Here is an 18,434-nt window from a genome sequence, read left to right as displayed (position 1 = left end):
AGTGGCGGCATTTTAACCTTAATTTACGCGGCTCTACAGCCTTTTTTTTAAGGTATAGCAAGGGATTATTTAGATTAGGGGATAGCTTGAAGTAACATTAGATAAACTAATGTGTTACCTGTGGGTAACTTTTGCCGGTGGGTGGCGACAATTATGAGGCTATGCGGTGGTGATTTTTAGCGTATAGATTATGGCCTATACGCTTGATTTGCTCACTTGAGGATTAAAGCATTTGCGAGCGGTAATGCTCTTCTAGCCTCACAAACGTGGCTTGCGAGCTTGGCGTTGCATAGGATTTAAACAGCATAATCACACGTAATAAACCTTCGTATAGCGACTCTTTAGTGATTGAGCCAATATTTGATTGGGTCTGAGTGAGTTTGTAGCTGATCCAGAAGCTGACTAGCATCTTAATTGTATCGGCCAGTGGTTTTATATCTTCTTGATGGACTGCGAGAAAGCCATCATGGTTTAGTTTTTCTAGTACACCCGTCGAGCGTGCCAATACGTCTTGCTGCGCCTTAAGATAACGATTTTTTAAGGTTTCATCGCGACTAAGGATGTCTGCAAGGTTGGCATACATAAAGCGAAACTGCCATAGGGTGTAAAACATCGCATCGAAGTAGCCAATTAACAGGTCAACATCAACCTCTTTATCGATATAAGGCTGAAAGCCTGATTCTAGGTGTTGCTCATAAAGGCTGAAGATTGAGCGAATGATGTCTTCTTTATTGCGAAAGTGATAATAAAGGTTACCGGGACTGATATTTAGGTGGGCGGCGATATGATTGGTTGTGATAGTTCTTTCGCCGTGTTCATTAAACAACTCTAAACTGGCTTGTACGATTTTGTCACGGGTCTTCATATTCATCCTAAATGATTAATATCCAGTATAATGGTTAAGTCGGCACGTAATAGGCTATTTAAGGGCCTTTCCTTGTGCGCCATCTTGTTTAAATCACACGAGTGTAATTACGTTAAGCTGCGACTATCATGTTAGCATTAGCTTAATTCTTCAAGTAAAACTCACGAAAGTACCCAATTTCATGAATCGCAGCCTTTATTCGATAGCCCTATACTTAATTAGTCCTCTATTGTTGGTTTACCTTGCTGTACGCGCCTTTAAAAGTAAGGACTACCGTGGTCGCTGGGCAGAGCGCTTCGGCTTTAAAAAATTAAATCGGACCGACCTCTTAGTCCATTCAGTATCAATGGGGGAGACCTTAGCGGCGATTCCGCTAATTAAACAGATCCAGCAGCAGCACCCTAAGCTAACTATTACCATTACCACAACTAGCCCAACAGGTTCTGCCGAGGTCACTCGCGCCTTTGGTGATAGTGTGCAGCACTGTTACTTGCCTTTTGATTTGGCATGGTGTGCCAAGCGTTTTGTAAAACAAGTTGCACCTAAATACTGCATCATCATGGAAACAGAGCTTTGGCCAAACTTGATCCACTATCTCAAGCTATCGGGCGCTAACGTCCTATTAGCTAATGCGCGTTTGTCGCAAAAATCGGCCGATTCTTACCAAAAGTACCATAAACTCACAGCGCCTATGTTAAAGCAGCTCGATGCCATTGCGGCGCAGTCGCAGCAAGCGGCCGAGCGTTTTATCGCCTTAGGTGTAGCCAGTGACAAAGTAACAGTGTGTGGCAGTTTGAAGTTTGATATCAGTATTGATAAACAGCGTATCGACAGCGCTAAATCATTACGTGAGCAATGGCTGGCGACCAATAAACCGGTATGGGTGGCAGGCTCTGTGCATCCTGGCGAGTTTGAGGCGTTAATTCAAGCCCATAAACAACTGCTAGCTTGCGACCCAGATGCGCTCATGGTGATGGTTCCTCGCCATCCTGAGCAGTTTGATGCGGCGGCACAAGCGATTAAGTCGGCAGGGTTAACTCTTGCACGGCGCAGTATTAGTGACCCGGTTTTAGGAAGTACACAGGTGTTGTTGGGTGACACTATGGGCGAGTTACTGACCTTTTATGGCGCCGCCGATCAAGCCTTTGTGGGTGGCTCGATTATTGTGCATGGCGGTCATAATCCGCTGGAACCTGCAGCAATGGGATTACCTGTGATGATGGGGCCACATTACCGTGACTTTAATGAGATCACTGAGTTACTCGAAGCGGCTGGTGGATTAAAAGTAGTTGCTTCATCTGAAGCGTTAGCACAAAACTTGATCCATTTATTCGAAGATAAAACAGCCTATAGTCAGGCGAGTGAAGCGGCAAAAGATGTTGTGGCACAAAACAGAGGCTCACTACAAAAGCAGATGGCCATGGTGGAGGCGTTTATTCGCAGCAGGGCATAATCTCTGTTAGAGCATGGCTTCAGTAAATATTTTGAGCTGACTAGGGCTGCTTGAGCTAAGAGCGATAACCAGAACGAATAGAGTGTAAAAAGGTCTGCAATTAATGCAGACCTTTTTTGATCCAACTAGACAATTGATTCAGCTAGATAATAGGTTGAGCTTGGCTTGATAGGCCTGATGCAGTTGCAGCCAATTTTCTTCGGTAAATGCCAGCGTTGCTAGTTTACTAAGTTCTTTTCTAAAGGAGCGTAGTAAACGGCTCATGTTTGCTTGCTGCCATTGAGTATTTGGCTTTCTAAGTTCGCCGCGGTCAAAATCGATTAAGTAAAACTTGTCATCGCAAATAAGAATATTCTTTGCATTAAGATCGGCATGGTAAACACCGTGATGATGAAACTCTGCAATCGCTTCACCGAGAGTTTGCCACTGCTCAGTGGTCATAGTGGTTGTACTCAGTCTCGCGACTAAGTCTTCAGCACCTTCCACTCGCTCTATGATTAAATCTGCACGATAGAATAGACCTGAGCGCTCGACGTTTGCCGCTATTGGCTTAGGCACTGCAAAGCCTTGCTGGTACAGGGTTTCTAATAAGGCGAGTTCTGCTACCGCGCGAGTTTTTTCTAAACCGGTAAATAGATATTGGTCACGGCTGATTTTTTCTATCAAACCACCACGATAGTAGTGGCGAAGCACCCACTGATTTTGTTCGCTAGCAATGCAACTCGCGTCGACGAACCAAGTGGTATAACGGCCTTTTGATGAGCCTGTTACTGCAGATTTTTCGCGCCAAAAATCGGCACCAAACCAAGTTGGTTCGATATCTTGTGGCGTATTGTGGCAATAAGCGATGCTGCCTTTGGCGGTTTTTTTAAACTTCATAGATAGAATTGTAAGCTAAAGCGTGGAACCTGCAGGCATTCTACATTAAGATCGGTAGATTGCGCCAAATAACCTTCGAGCACTAATGAGCTTATCTACTTCAAGTGACAATCAGAACGCTAAATCAAACAGCATAGATTTAAGCAATGCAGAGTCTTTATGCCTATTAAGGTTGTCAGCAATTGGTGATGTTTGCCATGCGGTGGCAATGGTGCAGGCGATTCAGCGTCGCTATCCACAACTAAAAATTACTTGGATCTTGGGTAAGATTGAATATCAACTGCTTAAGCACCTTGAAGGGGTGGAGTTTGTGATTTTTGATAAATCACAGGGCTGGCGCAGCTATTTTAATCTTAAGCATGCGTTAAAAGGTCGCAAGTTTGATGTGTTACTGCATATGCAGATCGCCCTGCGCGCGACGATTGCCTCATTAGCTATCTCTGCTAAAACTCGTATTGGCTTCGATCGCTTTAGAGCCAAAGAAGGCCAGTGGCTAGTGACAAACCACCATATTGAACCTCAGGCAACACCGCACGTTTTAGATGGTTTCATGGGCTTTGCCAAAGCCGTAGGCGTTACCGACATCGCTCCGCGTTGGAATATTCCAGTACCAGCAGCAGATACCGAATTTGCTCAAGCGCTTATTCCTGACGGAAGTAAAGTTATGGTTATTTGCGCGGCGGCGAGTAAGGCTGAGCGTAATTGGTTACCTGAACGCTATGCTGCTGTCGCTGACTATGCCGCCGAAAAAGGTTACCGAGTCATGCTATGCGGTGGACCTACGCCACTGGAGCGTGAGCTTGCTGAAAATATACAAGCAGCGGCAAAATCGACACTAGAAAACCAAGTGGGTAACACCTCTTTATTGCAATTATTGGCGATACTCAAGCAAGCAAGTGTAGTATTGGCGCCGGATACCGGCCCAGCGCACATGGCGGTGACCCAAGGTACACCAGTGATTGGGCTATATGCCCATTCAAATCCTGGTCGCACAGGGCCTTATACTTGTTTGGACTCGGTGGTGAGTGTTTATGATCAGGTCATCACCGAGCAGAAGCAAGGTGAGATCCCTTGGGGCACAAGAGCTAAAGGTGAGCATTTGATGGCATTGATCAGTGTTGAACAAGTTATTGAGCAGTTAGATCCTTTGTTGCAACCCTCTGCCGGGTAATTTTTGTTAGTATGCCTACCAACCCAATGCTTCTTTGCAGTCTGATGAGTTGAGTCAATGACCCTAGCCTCTCCAAAATTTTTATTTGTACCTGTATCTTCAGCCGAAGGTATGGGGGAGTATATGCGCTCCTTGATCGTTGCAAATGAAGTTAAGCGCCGTTGGCCTAATGCGACAATTCAATTCATTTTGAGTCGTCACGCGCCTTATGCATCGACTTGCCCCTATCCAGCGGCACTTTTAGACGATACGCCGACAAAGAATATCAAAGCGGTCAATGATTTTATGTCATTCTTTCAACCCGACTTTGTCATCTTTGACGCATCGGGTCGCCGCTCTCAACTGACTCATGCCAATAAGTTGGGCGCGAAAGTTATTTTTCTGAGTCAACATAAGCGTAAGCGAAGTCGTGGCATGAAAGTATTGCGCGCACGAGTGACGGATAGTCATTGGGTCGTGCAACCTGAATTTGTTATTGGCCCCATTAGTTGGCTTGATCGTTTAAAGCTGAAGTTAATCGATAAGCCTGAGCCGACGGTTATTGGTCCCATATTTGTAAACCCCAATTCAGAGCGTCAAGCGGCGCTGTTAAAGGAATACAATCTAAGTGCTGGTGGATTCATTCTGCTCAATACAGGGTCTGGTGGTCACACAAATAAGCAGGGCTATATTGTGGAAGAGTTTGCACGTGCCGCCGCTGATATCTATCAAGCGACAAGGATCCCGTGCGTTATGGTATATGGGCCAAACTACCCTAATACGATGTTTGATGCTGAAGGTGTTACAGCGATAGATGAGTTAAATCATGGTGATTTTATCGATCTGCTTGATGCTGCTAAAGTTGCCGTATTAAGTGGCGGCGACACTTTGTTGCAGGCTATAGCATTAAAGAAACCCACATTATCCGTAGCAGTATCGAAAGATCAGAACTATCGGCTTAAAGTCTGTAAAGAGCGTGGCTTAACCGTGTGCAGTGATAGTAATGCGGTGCTGATGTTAGCTGGGCTTACTGAATTAATTAGGGTGGAAAATCTAGCCAAACTAGAGAGTGCTTTAGCCCAGTGCAAATGCATTAATGGCCTAGATATAGGCATGGATATTATCACTGATTTATACCGAAAAAAATTTGGAGTGCAGTCATGAGAATTGCAATCGCTATTGATAGTCTAGCGGGTGGTGGCGCCGAAAAAGTCATGCTGACACTGGCTAAAGAGTTTACAGAATTAGGGCATGAGCCTCATTTCTTAGTCATGACTGACAATGTAGCTTTTGATATTCCAAGTAGTTTGCCCGTGCATGTTTGTTTTGCTAAAAATGATCGAGATTTTGATCGAGCATTTAGAACGAAGCATGCAGCTGCTCGATTAAAACATAAGATTGAGGAGATAGAGGCGGACGTTGGAAAGTTTGAGCTATTTCTTTCAAATTTAGATAAAACCAATCGATTAATGATCAAAACTAAGGTTTCACCGCTGTTTGTGGTGGTACATGCCTCGGTTGAAGAGGAGTTGGCTCGATATGCAAAACAGGGCCCCTTTGCATACCTGAAGAAGCTTAAGGCTAAAAAGTCACTCAATGGCCAGCATTTAGTGACGGTATCTCAAGGTATTGCTGATGAGATTTTGCAGACTAAGCGGATTAAACCCGCGTCTATCCAATGTATCTATAATCCCTTTGAGTTCGGTGATATTAATGCGCTATCAGAACAAGAGGCGCAAGGGATCCCTAATAACGATTACTTGATCCATATTGGCCGCTATGTGAAGCAGAAGCGTCATGACATTCTGTTTCAGTCCATTGCAGCAATGGAAAGCCAAATCCCGGTGGTGCTCTTATGTCACAACCCAAAAAAGGCACTAAAGGCCGCGAAGAAATTCGGTGTTGAACATAGAGTGATTATTCCTGGGTTTCAGTCTAATCCATTCCCATGGATAAAAAGCGCCAAGGCATTAGTGTTAAGTTCAGATTTTGAAGGTTTGCCAACGGTTTTGATTGAATCATTAGCCTGTGGAACGCCAGTCGTCAGTACCGATTGTCCTCATGGGCCGAAGGAGATCATGACTGGAGAGTTAGCTAGATTTTTGGTTCCACGGCGTGATCCACAAGCGCTAGCTGATAAATTAGATGAAGTTTTAGTTTCACCGCCACAGTTGGCAGAAGTCGATATTTTAGCAAAAGTACAAGCGGCACGGATTGCTCAAGAATATTTGGCATTGGTTAAATAAACATTGAAGAGTTTGTGAGGGGAATTGTTGTGAGTGCAAACAACAAACGTTATCTATTATACATAGCGCAAAATTATTCATATGCGATGTTAAGGCCGTTGCAAGCTGTAATACAGGCGAGAGGCGATGAAGCCTGTTGGTTTCTAGAGGGCAATGAGGTCGATCCTGTCTTCTTGACTGCAACAGAGAAGCAATTGTTAACCATTGAAGAAGTTAAATCTTGGAAGCCTGATGCGGTATTCGTTCCTGGTAATGTGGTTCCCCGCTTTATTCCTGGGATTAAAGTCGGTGTATTTCATGGTTTTAACGCGGGAAAAATGAACCATAGAGGTCGTGAAGACCACTTTGAAATTCGTGATTGTTTCGATCTCTACTGCACTCAAGGGCCTGCAACGACGTTGCCTTTTGAAGAGCTTGCCGAAAAGTTTGGCACCTTTAAGGTTGCTGAAACAGGCTGGCCGACGCTGGATCCTATGTTTCAACAAGGCTTAGAGCGTCCCTATGATGTAGAGGGCGATTCCCGACCTGTTATACTTTTTTGTTCAACATTTTCTCGTAGTTTATCTTGTGCACCAGTAGTTTATGAGCAAATAAAAACATTGTCACAGCAAGGAAAGTGGCGTTGGTTGGTGCAGTTCCACCCCAAGATGAATCAAGATATTGTTGATAAATATAAAGCGCTTGAAAGTGATAATTTGACGTTTGTTGAAACGGATAATGTGTTACCGCTATTGAAAGCAGCAGATGTGATGTTATGCGACACCTCATCGATTTTGATTATGTTCCTGCTGCAGGGTAAACCTGTAGTGACGTTTAACAATCAGACCAATAGCTCCCATCTAGTTAATGTTGAAGCGCTTGAAGATATTGAGCCTGCGTTAGAAAAGGTGTTGAGTCGTCCGCCAGAACTCATGGCTGAAATTGAGCTGTATTGTAATGATATCCACCCGTTTCGAGATGGTCAGTCGAGTGAGCGCGTTCTCGCAGCAACTGACAAGCTGATTGAAAATGGTATTGAAAATCTTAAGCCTAAACCGATGAATTTGTTGCGTCATCTTAAGATGCGCAAAAAGTTAGGTTATTGGAAGTTTAATTAGAATAAAGCAATTTGATGTTCTTAGGTTGGTGCTCAGTACTAAGTCGCATCAGTTGAGATCAGGTGAGTTAGAGAATGAAAGTTTTTGTTATTAGTTTAAAAACCTCTGTAGAGCGACATAAAAAGGTGACACAAGCCCTAAAAGAGGTTCCTTTTTCCTTTTTTGATGCTGAAAATATCAGAGAAGAACCACAGCATAGTATTTTTTCACTCTACGATAGTGGAAAGACTAAGAGATATAAGGGCTATGAGTTAACCATTCCTGAATTAGGGTGCTTTGCTAGCCACATCTCTTTATGGAAGCAGTGTCTTGCTGATAACGAGGTGTTTTTAATTCTGGAAGATAACTTAGAGTTATTTGGCGATCTAAAAAATCAGTTAGAAAATATTGAGTCATTAACGCACAAATATGGTGTTGTGAAATTGGGTAATGTTTTTGAAAGGAAATTTGCTGATATAGAGCCTATTGATGAACAGTACAAATTGATTTCAAACCTGAAAGGGGCATGTGGCACCTCGGCTTACGCTATAACTCCGGAAGCGGCCCTGAATTATCTAAATCAGGTCGATGGTTTTTTTGAGCCTGTAGATGACTTTATGGATAATGAATGGCGTACAAAGCAAACATTGTACAGTTACCATCCGAAACTCGTATCTAGAAGTACCGCTGCATCGGTGATTGGCAAGCGTAAAAATAAAACAAAGTTAGGTCTATTTAGTAAGCTTTCTGCAGAGGTTTATCGATTGTTTAAACAGGTTAAACAATCGAACTATAACAAGAAGCATAAATAGATTCTCTGTCTTGCTTGTAGGGGAGCTACCTTTACAGTTCTTGTGATGGCAGCTCGCCCGTCGTTTAGTGCGAAAAATGCCTAAAGCAGGTGTTGAATTTGAGTTTTTCAGTGCTGTAGATGCATAGGAAGAAAGCTTTATTATGTCAGATAGGCAGCACCTGAAATTACTAAAAAGAGAAAAGGTTACACTTTACTGCTCAGTGAGATAGCCTGTTATATTAGTCATTATTTGCTTTGGGAAAAATGTGTTGAGTTGAATGAACTTGTTGATGATTTTATGAGAATCCTTGGATACACCGTATCCAATCTTTCAGCCTAGCTCCCTCTATTTGTATGCGAGCGGCAGTTGTATCAACCATTGGAGCAACTCGAAAAAGAAAATATAGCTCATAAAACAAAATTTCGATTGAGCTATACTGTTTTTATGAGTCGTCATTGAAAGTATTGGTAAAAAGTTATCTCGATAATGGAATAAATAGAGTGTAGCTCCCCCTTTGTCTAAAAAATGTGATGGTAAATGAATGAAAGTCATCTATAACAACTATTTCCTTTCGAAGGAATATTTTTTTAACAGTAATCTAACAGGTGTTTGTTTTTGTGTCGACGTATACACTAAGTCTAAACTTGATATAATTTATAGGATATTTGGAAAGCGAATTGTATCATTATTTTGTTTGATTGTATTAACCCTCTCAAAGACTAAAGATGAAAAAGTATTCCTTTTTGGTATCGATTCATTTAATGATTTGTTTAAAATAATCGTTAAGCAAAGGAATCGAAATATGACGGTTTGGCTTTGGAATCCTATATTGAATAATAGAAAGTTGATTAAGTATGTTAACTTTTTGAAATTTGCAAAAATAAAAGTTGTTACATTTGATCGAAAGGATGCTTCTGATTATAAACTTGAATATCATCCGCAAGTTATAAATTCGGATATACTTCCTGAAGCGAAGGTAGATTGTGAATATGGTCTTTTTTTTGTTGGTTATGATAAGGGTCGGTCTGAAGTTCTTTTTAAGATTAACAGACTTCAGTTTAAGGGGAAAGGAAATAAGATATTAGTGGTAGATAATAAGGAGCCCACTAGCGTTGCTCTCGAACTATTAATTAGGGAGGGTATTCCATATAATGAATATATTGTTATGCTAAATGATTCTGATTTTATAATCGATATTAATCAAGGTGAACAAGTCGGACTCACAGTTCGTGTTATTGAGGCATTATATCTAAATAAAAGGATTATTACCAATAATGCGGATGTAAAAAAATATGATTTTTATAATGAAAAACGAGTATTCGTTATTTCTGGTGATAATTTCTATGAGGAATTAGAAGGTTTTATATGTCAAGATGAAGAGCTCCAGCCGTTGAGCGATGAGATATTAGAACGTTACGAGCTAAATTCTTTACTTGGATATGTTGATAGATAATGAAGCCGATTATTTATAAATTATGGAAAAGGTAATCTTGGTGTTAGAGATAGCTTCTTTTACTTAACTACGTTGGCAACATCCGATTTCATGGCTTTTTGCGATCAGGACGATGTTTGGTTACCTGAAAAACTCTCTATCATTTCTAAGTTTATCAGTGATATGGGGCTTGTAGGCCATCACAGTCCTGTACTTATTTATTCAGATTTAAAAGTTGTCGCTAAGGAACTGGAAGAGGTATGTGATTCTTTTATAGATTATATAGGTGTCGATGGTTCCACCTCAAATGTGGCAGATTTGTTAATCCGCAATACGGTTACTGGGTGTGCGGCAGTAATTAACAAGCCTTTAGCTAGAATCGCCAAAAACTACAAGACATTGTTTAAATATCATGATGAGTGCGTAGCTGTCATCGCATCTCTTTTTGATGCAATTCGTTACATAGATAAGCCGTTACTCTTGTATCGGCAGCATGGGATGAATGTTGTTGGAGCTCCAACATCAAAATATAAGAAATTTAAATGTCGATATAAGTGGGCCAATTTAGAAGCTAAAGTTACCCCGCTACTTAATATCGCTAACATAACTAATGGGTCAGCATCTAAACTTGATTTACTACTTGATTTATCGTTGTCCCCTTCATATATTAGATTCATTAAAACCCCATATTTAATAAAGGATTTACACTTGGAAAATAGTAACTGTAGGGAGTTGAGGTTTGCTATTTTTAATAAGTGAATGATGATTTGATCTTCCGTTTTTAATGAGAGTTGGCAGATCTATTGTTGTTCAAAAAGTTTTCGATATCATCAAATTGATCTGATATGCTCTTGATTTTATCTAGATCTTTATCCCACCACTTTATTTTAAGTAGTTGCTCTATTTCTTCAGGCTTAAATCTATATCTGATATGTTTTGCAGGAATTCCTCCCACTATGCTATAGGGTTCTATATTTTTTGTGATGACAGCATTTGCAGCAATTATGGCACCATCGCCGATTGATAAGCCGTCCATAATTGTCACATTATCACCTATCCATACATCATTTCCTATAATGCAAGAATATTCACTATTTCCCGCTCTATTAAACAAAGGTATGCCTTTATCAATAAAACACAGCTCAGTCTTAACCATTACAGGATGTTTTCCTCTATGGAAAGCCGGATGTGTTGATACATAGTTTATGGGGTGATTGCTAAAAACAACTTTAATGTTGTTTCCAATGCTGCAAAATTTTCCGAATTTAACGTTTAATAAAAAGTTACCTGCACCGATGTATGTAGCAAAGCCTACATTGCAATCTACTACGGTACTTGAACGGCCAATATAGTTTGAACCACCAAAATCATTTTTATATGCTTTTGAGTTTTTATCAATAAAACATTTATTATTTTTTATCTCTTTCAGTTTTTTATATTTACTTATGTGTTCTTTTATTTTTACTAATAATTTCACAAATAGATACCATTTTATTGTTTAAATGTTGAGCCAGCATCGTTCACTATCGAACTATATTTTATTTTGCTAGATAATCTTGGAGATTACGTCCAAACTTATCTTTATCTGATAATATTGGTTCACTATTTAGTGGCCATTCGATCCCAATTTGTGGATCATTCCAGTGGATTGAAACTTCACTCTGTGGGTGATAATAATCGGTACACTTATAAACAAACTCAGCTTCTTTACTCGTGACATAAAATCCATGGGCAAACCCTTCTGGTATCCAGAGTTGACGCTTATTTTCAGCCGATAAATACATACCGACCCATTGGCCGAATGTCGCAGAGTCTTTTCGGATGTCGACAGCAACATCAAACACCTCACCAGAAACCACGCGCACTAGTTTGCCTTGGGTTTGTTCGGTTTGGTAATGCAATCCTCGTAAGATGCCTTGTTTGGATTTAGAGTGATTATCCTGTACAAACGGGGTTGGCTTGCCCGTTACCAGTTTCTCAAATTGTTTCTGATTCCAGGTTTCCATAAAAAACCCGCGATCATCACCAAATACTTGGGGTTCGATGATCTTTACATCAGGAATTTTCGTGTCGATTATTTTCATTGTGTCTACGCCTGGCTAGGTTCAAGTAATAATTTTAAGGCATCTTTCCAATTGCTTGGTTTAATACTAAAAACCTGCTCTATATGTTGGCAATTAAGGCGAGAGTTCGCAGGCCTTGGAGCGGGAGTTGGGTATTGTGCAGAGGTGATGGAATTAAGTACTGGACGCTTAATTATCCTTTGCACTTCGGCAATATTAAAAATGGCATCGGCAAAGTCATGCCAAGTTGTATATGGCATACCTGAAAAATGGTAGATACCACTGAGATTTTTATTTTGAAGAAGCATAGTATCCATCATGATAACGAGTGCTGCTGCAATATCTCCCGCAAACGTTGGGCCGCCATGTTGGTCTGCAACAATATTCAGCTCTGGGTGATTTTCAGCGAGTTTTAGCATGGTTTTGACAAAGTTGTTACCATGTTCTGCAAATACCCAAGCTGTACGTAAAACAGCATAGTGTTGACAATGTTTGGCAATGGCTTCCTCGCCAGCAAGTTTACTCTGACCATATACTGTTTTTGGGTTTGTGTTATCTGACTCGATATAAGGCGTCGCTTTTGCACCATCAAATACATAGTCAGTGGAAATATGTAGCAATAAAGCACCAATTGATTCTGAAGCTTGAGCGAGATATTTAGCTCCATCGCGGTTAATAGCAAAGCATTGTTCGCTATCACTCTCAGCTCTATCAACAGCGGTGTAGGCGGCTGCATTAATAACCACATCTGGTAGTAATCTTGATATCACTTCGTTAACTTGCGTTTGTGATGAAATATCCAACTCATTACGATTTAAAGCAAAGAGCTCAATATCGTCACGCAGACTAAGTTGCCGAAGAAGGCTATGACCAACCTGTCCGTTACTTCCGGTGATTAATACTTTCATTTACTTAGTTTTACTCTTGTTTTCGTTAACTAAATGGACCAAATATTGGCCGTAGTCATTTTTCAACATGGGTTTAGCAATATTGAGCATGGCGTCATCACTAAGCCAGCCATTTCGCCAAGCGATCTCTTCAAGGCAAGCTACTTTTAGCCCTTGGACATTTTCAATGGTTTGCACAAAAGAAGAAGCTTGATGCAGGCTTTCATGAGTACCAGTATCTAACCAAGCAAAACCACGCCCCAGCAATTCGACGCTAAGCGAGCCATCATCTAAGTACCTTTGATTTAGACTGGTAATCTCAAGCTCACCACGGTCAGAAGGTTCAACTTGCTTTGCCCACTCAACGACGCGGTTATCGTAGAAATATAGCCCAGTGACTGCATAATTTGATTTTGGCTTGATTGGCTTTTCTTCAATCGAAATGGCCTTCATTTGTTCATCAAACTCGACAACCCCAAAGCGCTCTGGATCTTTAACTTGGTAGCCGAATACAGTTGCACCGTGTGGGCGTGATGCGGCGTTTAGTAATATTTCACTAAAGCCTTGACCGTAAAAAATGTTATCACCAAGGACTAGGCAGACATTGTCATCACCAATAAACTTTTCGCCTATGATAAATGCTTGGGCTAGACCATCAGGGCTAGGTTGTACTTTATATTCCAGTTTGATTCCATAATCAGAACCATCTCCTAGCAGCCTCTGAAAGCTGTACTGCTCTTCTGGAGTCGTGATAATCAATATTTCACGGATACCAGCCAGCATTAGGGTGGAAATTGGATAATACACCATTGGCTTGTCGTAAATGGGTAGTAGCTGTTTTGAAGTGCCTCGGGTCAATGGATAAAGGCGGGTGCCCGAACCGCCAGCTAATACGATACCTTTCATTATTGTTCTCCTTCACCTAGGCGCGATAGCTGATATTCACCAGACATAACCCGTTGCCACCATGATGAATTGCTTAAGTACCACTCTACTGTTTTACGAATACCTGTTTCAAAACTCTCTACAGGGGTCCAGCCAAGATCGTGTGCAATTTTTGTGGCGTCTATGGCGTAGCGTACGTCATGACCGGGACGATCTTTTACGTAGGTAATCAAATCACGATAATGAGAGACACCATCAGGCTTGTTTGGTGCTAACTCTTCCAGTAGGGCACAAATGGTGTGAACTACTTCAATGTTACGCTTCTCATTATGACCACCAATATTATAGGTTTCACCAACTTCTCCCTTGGTGACGACTGTGTATAGGGCTCTGGCATGATCTTCTACAAACAGCCAATCACGGATCTGGTTACCATCACCATATATTGGTAACGGTTTTCCATGTAGTGCATTCAAAATAACATGCGGTATGAGTTTTTCAGGGAAGTGATATGGGCCATAATTGTTTGAGCAATTTGTGACTAAAACGGGAAGACCATATGTTCTCCCCCACGCTCTCACTAAGTGATCGGAGCCCGCTTTACTTGCTGAATATGGGCTACTAGGTGAATAAGACGTTTGCTCTGTAAATAGCTCATCGGTACCTATCAAATCGCCATAGACTTCATCAGTTGAAATGTGATGGAAGCGAAATGAAGCCTGCTTTTCTGGTAGTAAACTATTCCAATATTGGCGAGAGACTTCCAATAAGTTGAACGTGCCCAGTAGATTAGTGTGAATAAAGGCCGCTGGCCCATCAATAGAGCGGTCTACATGGGACTCCGCAGCTAAATGCATGACACAGTCAGGTTGATATTGATTAAATACTCTTTCTAGCTCAACTTGATCACAAATATCGACTTTTTCAAAAAAATAACGCTCATTTTGGGAAACATCGTCTAGTGACTCTAAATTGCCTGCATAAGTTAACTTGTCAAGATTTATGACGGAGTCATTTGTGTTGTTAATCATATATCTCACAACAGCAGAACCAATAAATCCTGCACCGCCAGTAATTAATATTTTCACTAAAGTATCCAGTATGTAAGAAAACGATATTTATTTTTCTGAGTTAGGTTAATGTTTAAATTTAGCAAGTTGTTATATGGTGCATTAATGCATTTTTCGCAAGTGTAAGTGTAAAAACTTAATTAGTTAGTGCCGATTGTTTTCCAATAACCACAGTCCAACATATTTATTAAAGTTCACCTGTGCATAGGTCATGGCAACAATAAATCCTACGCTGCCGTCTAAGAAGCCTCTTCGAATAAAGTAGATATGAAAAAAGGTCCACATACCACGAAGAAGAGCTAGTGCTAATCCTTTTGATTTTTTGCCTTTACGAGCATACTTTTGCGAACCAAGCCATGCGTATTGAGCGGCTTTGTTTAATCCGTGTCCATAATCTCTGTGGGTGTAATGTAACAATAAGCCTTTAAGCTTACCCACTGAGCCTTTCGCCGGTATCACGGTTTCGTGCACTTCATCAAGGGTGTAGCTAGAGCCTTGGCGAAGAAACAAACGTAAAACGGAACGAGCGCTGCGGCCGTGTTTCAGGGTCGTGCCGTAAAGCGTGACCCCCCAAGGTAGGCGGTACGACGTTTCTTCGATGCTGTCTTGTGACAATAGATCTATGAGAGCCTGTTTCATCTCATCATCTAATGCCTCATCGGCGTCAATAGATAATACCCAGTCGCAAGTGGCTTTATCGAGTGCGCGTTGCTTCTGCTTACCAAATCCTGGCCAGTCAGTTATGGTGATGTTGTTGGTGTACTGTTGACAGATATTGACTGTGTCATCGGTCGAACCGCTGTCTAGAACAATGATTTCATCAGCTATATCTATGATCGACTTAAGGCAAGCCTCAACACGATCGGCTTCATTTTTAGTGATTAGAATAACGGATAAGCTGTGTTTTTTCATATGAGGTATATAGACATCGATTAAAGGAGTTTAGCGTTATAAGAAACTCTGGGGGCGCTATTATAATTAAATACTCACTAAAATATAGTCTAAATTATGCTCAGTGCTTTATTTCGTAATTCAAACATTTAAAGCAACCAATTGGTAGCGTAAGTTAAACGTTTTTAACTAAAATTAAACGACGAGGTTCTTTTTGATAAGGCTGTACTCTAACGTGTTAATAAGTGAAAGTAACAAAGGCAACAATTGAATGGCTAAAAAGCAATTCAATTGTTTTCGATGTAATAATTTTTCGATTTATTAATGGTTAGCTAGATTAATATATTGCTGCGCAACATATTGACTATTAATCACTTTAAATATTTCTGGATTATTAATTATTGGAGGGGAAGCTAAACAGGCTAATGCTTTTTCTGCTAGCAATTGTGGCTGACGGCGAGGGACTAAATATTGAGCCAGTTCTCCAGTTAGAATTTCATTTGGACCGTAAGGGCAGTCAGTGCTGACTACAGGGGTTCCACAAATCAGTGACTCGGCAATCACCAGGCCAAAACCTTCAAAATCTGAGCTGAGCAGCATTAATTCTGCTCGTGCTATCCAAGCGTATGGGTTTGATTGAAAACCTGGCGTGATAATGCGGTTTTCAACATTGTACTTTTTCGCAATTTTCCGTGCGCGTTCAGGCCTGTTGGTTAGCAATACTAACTTAGGGGCTGATGGCATAGCTTGCAGCGCTTTAAACAGAATATCTAGGCGCTTTTGTCGCGTCACCCGGCCAATATGGATCATAAACGGCTCATTGGGTATCTCATCGTTTGCTTCTAATGCTTTACGTTTTATCTCTTCGATTCTAAAAGGATTATAAATAGCTTGAATACTTTTAGCTTTGAGCCAGCGGGTATTGCGTAGCTCATCGGCAATACCTTCAGACACTGTAATGATATTTTTCCCAATCAAAGCTTTTGCTTTTGACCAACGTCGATAGAAGTGAACCGGCCCTCGTTTGAGTTCCATGATTAATTCTTGTTTTAACGCGCAATGACAAAAGTAATAACAGGGCTCAAAGTTGCAACCACTCACAACGGTATCGCAGTCCGTAGAGTTGGACAGAAATAGGTCGAATTTACCCTTGGTGTTTTCGACATCCTCAACACATTGCTTTAAGCGCTGCTGCTGTTGTTTCAGAGTTAATGCTTTCTGATTTGGGTAAACATAATGAATAGTGACGTGTTTTGGCGGAGGGAAATCCCCCTCTTGCTGGAAAACAAACAGATGCACATCTTGCCCTGCTTCATGCAAGATCTCTGCTTGAGTTAGCGCAACTTTGACCGTTCCGTTGGCATAAAAATTGTGGCAAAAGATAGCAATCTTTTTCATTCTAGGTATGCCTTTAAGGTTTTTTAAGGCTAGCAATGATACCAGATGAGCAGTTTTTGAACATAAGTAAATGTATTAGCTTGTTAAATATATCGTGTAGCTATGGAACTTGATTTCGCTGCTCCTCGAGCTATGGTGGTTAAATTCTCTGATGTAGACTGCTCACTAATTCGATTATACTCATTGGCAGATTATGCTATTGAATTATGGTTGTTAGATTATGAGATGTTTCGTTATAAGCTTACTAACTGAAGAAAAGAGGCGAGCTCATATCAATCAAGCGTTTTCTTCTCAAGCTATCCCGTTTGAATTTTTTGATGCAATAACTCCGGATCTAAATGAAGCTGAAGCAATTCGCCTGCAGATAGCAACTCAAGGGACAACGCTCAGTAAAGGGGAGCTATCTTGTTTACTCAGCCATGTTGCGATACTTCAGAAAATCGTAGATGAATCGATCCCGTTTGCTGCTATTTTCGAAGATGACATTCATCTAGGTAAAAATGCAAATCATTATTTATGTTCAGACTGCTGGATCCCTGAACAAGTAGAACTGATTAAGCTCGAGATGTTTAATCATATTGCTAAGGGGGCGTTTTGGGGAGGGTATAAACTCGGCTCTGGAACAGAGCTCTTTAAGTTGCAAGGTAGGCATTTAGGCGCTGCAGGTTATGTCGTAAGTTGCAATATGGCGAGTAAACTGTTGAATGAAATTCACCAATTCAGACCAATAGAAGCGATAGATAAAATTATTTTTGAGGAGATAATCACCTCAAACAAACTGGATGTTTACCAACTGCAGCCTGCGATTTGTGCACAAGATGACATTCTTGATAAGAAAAGCAGTCTGCTCCACAGCAGTTTAAATAGTGAAAGAGTACTGCCAGCGAAGAAAAAGTTGACCATAGGGCAGAAACTGAGGCGTGAGGTCGATCGTATTTTTAGCCGTCGAATTCAATTTAAAAAGCTTCAATAGGTAACGCCGAACTATTCGGCGTTACGCGCCTTGCTTGTTATAATTAAGCTTTATTACTGATGATATAGACCCATGAACCGCACAAAAAAAATCACTTTAAAACACATGAGCAAGTTGAAGAAAGCTAATGCGAAATTGCAAAATAGCAGCAAGCCTAAGTATATTTCTAAGGCAGAAAGAGCAAAACTTGAAGCGTTAGAGGCCGAAAAAACCGAACAAATAGACAGCGAGTAGATTCTTTATTGCGCAATGTGTCGCTTTTCATGATCCAAATGCCATAATTCCGACACGGCTAATATTATTTACCCTAATGAATGTGCCAGAATAGCCGGCTAATTTTGGTTTTGTAGGTTTTTTGACTACAAAACCTAA

General features: G+C 40.9%; 20 protein-coding genes. 11 read left to right on the top strand and 9 right to left on the bottom strand.

Features of this window, described 5'->3' with window-relative positions:
* Window positions 1-223 precede the first annotated feature (223 nt).
* Window positions 224-865: a TetR/AcrR family transcriptional regulator gene (locus ACVBIU_RS15165; RefSeq protein WP_447164188.1), complete on the bottom strand. Its 642-nt coding sequence runs from the start codon at window positions 863-865 to the stop codon at window positions 224-226.
* A gap of 181 nt (window positions 866-1,046) precedes the next feature.
* Between ACVBIU_RS15165 and waaA the strand changes: the two genes are divergently transcribed.
* Window positions 1,047-2,318 carry a lipid IV(A) 3-deoxy-D-manno-octulosonic acid transferase gene (gene waaA / locus ACVBIU_RS15160; protein ID WP_447164187.1) on the top strand — a complete coding sequence of 424 codons (1,272 nt, stop codon included), beginning with the start codon at window positions 1,047-1,049 and terminating at the stop codon, window positions 2,316-2,318.
* 138 nt (window positions 2,319-2,456) lie between these two features.
* Here the strand turns inward: waaA and ACVBIU_RS15155 are convergent, their stop codons facing one another.
* The gene (locus ACVBIU_RS15155; RefSeq protein WP_447164186.1) at window positions 2,457-3,197 is read right to left on the bottom strand and encodes a 3-deoxy-D-manno-octulosonic acid kinase; all 741 of its coding nucleotides are present in this window, start codon (window positions 3,195-3,197) and stop codon (window positions 2,457-2,459) included.
* 85 nt (window positions 3,198-3,282) lie between these two features.
* Here ACVBIU_RS15155 and ACVBIU_RS15150 point away from each other — a divergent pair, with 85 nt between their 5' ends.
* From ACVBIU_RS15150 to ACVBIU_RS15115, 8 genes are all read left to right on the top strand, one after another.
* Window positions 3,283-4,368: a glycosyltransferase family 9 protein gene (locus ACVBIU_RS15150; protein WP_447164185.1), complete on the top strand. Its 1,086-nt coding sequence runs from the start codon at window positions 3,283-3,285 to the stop codon at window positions 4,366-4,368.
* A 57-nt stretch (window positions 4,369-4,425) separates the two neighbouring features.
* Window positions 4,426-5,511 (top strand): glycosyltransferase family 9 protein, encoded by a 1,086-nt coding sequence (locus tag ACVBIU_RS15145; protein WP_447164184.1) that lies wholly within the window; start codon window positions 4,426-4,428, stop codon window positions 5,509-5,511.
* Window positions 5,508-6,593, top strand: a complete 1,086-nt coding sequence (locus ACVBIU_RS15140) for a glycosyltransferase (protein ID WP_447164183.1) — start codon at window positions 5,508-5,510, stop codon at window positions 6,591-6,593. Before ACVBIU_RS15145 ends, ACVBIU_RS15140 begins: the two co-directional genes overlap by 4 nt.
* Before the next feature lie 86 nt (window positions 6,594-6,679).
* Window positions 6,680-7,690, top strand: a complete 1,011-nt coding sequence (locus tag ACVBIU_RS15135) for a CDP-glycerol glycerophosphotransferase family protein (protein WP_447164207.1) — start codon at window positions 6,680-6,682, stop codon at window positions 7,688-7,690.
* A gap of 74 nt (window positions 7,691-7,764) precedes the next feature.
* Window positions 7,765-8,481, top strand: coding sequence for a glycosyltransferase family 25 protein (locus ACVBIU_RS15130; RefSeq protein ID WP_447164182.1), 717 nt, complete (start codon window positions 7,765-7,767; stop codon window positions 8,479-8,481).
* A gap of 165 nt (window positions 8,482-8,646) precedes the next feature.
* Entirely contained in the window at window positions 8,647-8,802 is a 156-nt protein-coding gene (locus tag ACVBIU_RS15125) for a glycosyltransferase family 25 protein (RefSeq protein WP_447164206.1), read from the top strand.
* 463 nt (window positions 8,803-9,265) lie between these two features.
* The gene (locus ACVBIU_RS15120; protein ID WP_447164181.1) at window positions 9,266-9,916 is read left to right on the top strand and encodes a hypothetical protein; all 651 of its coding nucleotides are present in this window, start codon (window positions 9,266-9,268) and stop codon (window positions 9,914-9,916) included.
* Window positions 9,917-10,006: 90 nt separating this feature from the next.
* Window positions 10,007-10,654, top strand: coding sequence for a hypothetical protein (locus ACVBIU_RS15115; protein WP_447164180.1), 648 nt, complete (start codon window positions 10,007-10,009; stop codon window positions 10,652-10,654).
* Window positions 10,655-10,676: 22 nt separating this feature from the next.
* Here the strand turns inward: ACVBIU_RS15115 and ACVBIU_RS15110 are convergent, their stop codons facing one another.
* The 7 genes from ACVBIU_RS15110 to ACVBIU_RS15080 all read right to left on the bottom strand — a co-directional run bounded on the left by ACVBIU_RS15110 (window position 10,677) and on the right by ACVBIU_RS15080 (window position 17,089).
* Window positions 10,677-11,372 carry a DapH/DapD/GlmU-related protein gene (locus tag ACVBIU_RS15110; RefSeq protein ID WP_439267511.1) on the bottom strand — a complete coding sequence of 232 codons (696 nt, stop codon included), beginning with the start codon at window positions 11,370-11,372 and terminating at the stop codon, window positions 10,677-10,679.
* 61 nt (window positions 11,373-11,433) lie between these two features.
* Complete coding sequence (gene rfbC, locus ACVBIU_RS15105) at window positions 11,434-11,979, bottom strand: dTDP-4-dehydrorhamnose 3,5-epimerase (RefSeq protein WP_447164179.1); 546 nt, start codon at window positions 11,977-11,979, stop codon at window positions 11,434-11,436.
* A gap of 5 nt (window positions 11,980-11,984) precedes the next feature.
* Window positions 11,985-12,866: a dTDP-4-dehydrorhamnose reductase gene (rfbD, locus tag ACVBIU_RS15100; protein ID WP_447164178.1), complete on the bottom strand. Its 882-nt coding sequence runs from the start codon at window positions 12,864-12,866 to the stop codon at window positions 11,985-11,987.
* The gene (rfbA, locus tag ACVBIU_RS15095; protein ID WP_447164177.1) at window positions 12,867-13,751 is read right to left on the bottom strand and encodes a glucose-1-phosphate thymidylyltransferase RfbA; all 885 of its coding nucleotides are present in this window, start codon (window positions 13,749-13,751) and stop codon (window positions 12,867-12,869) included.
* Complete coding sequence (gene rfbB / locus ACVBIU_RS15090; RefSeq protein ID WP_447164176.1) at window positions 13,751-14,818, bottom strand: dTDP-glucose 4,6-dehydratase; 1,068 nt, start codon at window positions 14,816-14,818, stop codon at window positions 13,751-13,753. The genes rfbA and rfbB overlap by 1 nt, the downstream gene beginning before the upstream one ends.
* 126 nt (window positions 14,819-14,944) lie before the next feature.
* Window positions 14,945-15,712, bottom strand: a complete 768-nt coding sequence (locus tag ACVBIU_RS15085) for a glycosyltransferase family 2 protein (protein WP_447164175.1) — start codon at window positions 15,710-15,712, stop codon at window positions 14,945-14,947.
* A 300-nt stretch (window positions 15,713-16,012) separates the two neighbouring features.
* The gene (locus ACVBIU_RS15080; RefSeq protein ID WP_447164174.1) at window positions 16,013-17,089 is read right to left on the bottom strand and encodes a glycosyltransferase; all 1,077 of its coding nucleotides are present in this window, start codon (window positions 17,087-17,089) and stop codon (window positions 16,013-16,015) included.
* A 220-nt stretch (window positions 17,090-17,309) separates the two neighbouring features.
* Here ACVBIU_RS15080 and ACVBIU_RS15075 point away from each other — a divergent pair, with 220 nt between their 5' ends.
* Together ACVBIU_RS15075 and ACVBIU_RS15070 are read left to right on the top strand one after the other, a co-directional pair.
* On the top strand, window positions 17,310-18,062 hold the full coding sequence (locus tag ACVBIU_RS15075) for a glycosyltransferase family 25 protein (protein ID WP_447164173.1): 753 nt from the start codon (window positions 17,310-17,312) through the stop codon (window positions 18,060-18,062).
* A 72-nt stretch (window positions 18,063-18,134) separates the two neighbouring features.
* Window positions 18,135-18,296: a DUF2986 domain-containing protein gene (locus tag ACVBIU_RS15070; RefSeq protein WP_447161050.1), complete on the top strand. Its 162-nt coding sequence runs from the start codon at window positions 18,135-18,137 to the stop codon at window positions 18,294-18,296.
* Window positions 18,297-18,434: the final 138 nt, after the last annotated feature.

Source organism: Shewanella sp. 30m-14 (assembly GCF_052977125.1).
Note: the sequence above shows the minus strand (reverse complement) of the source record. Positions and strands in the feature narration are given on the sequence as shown.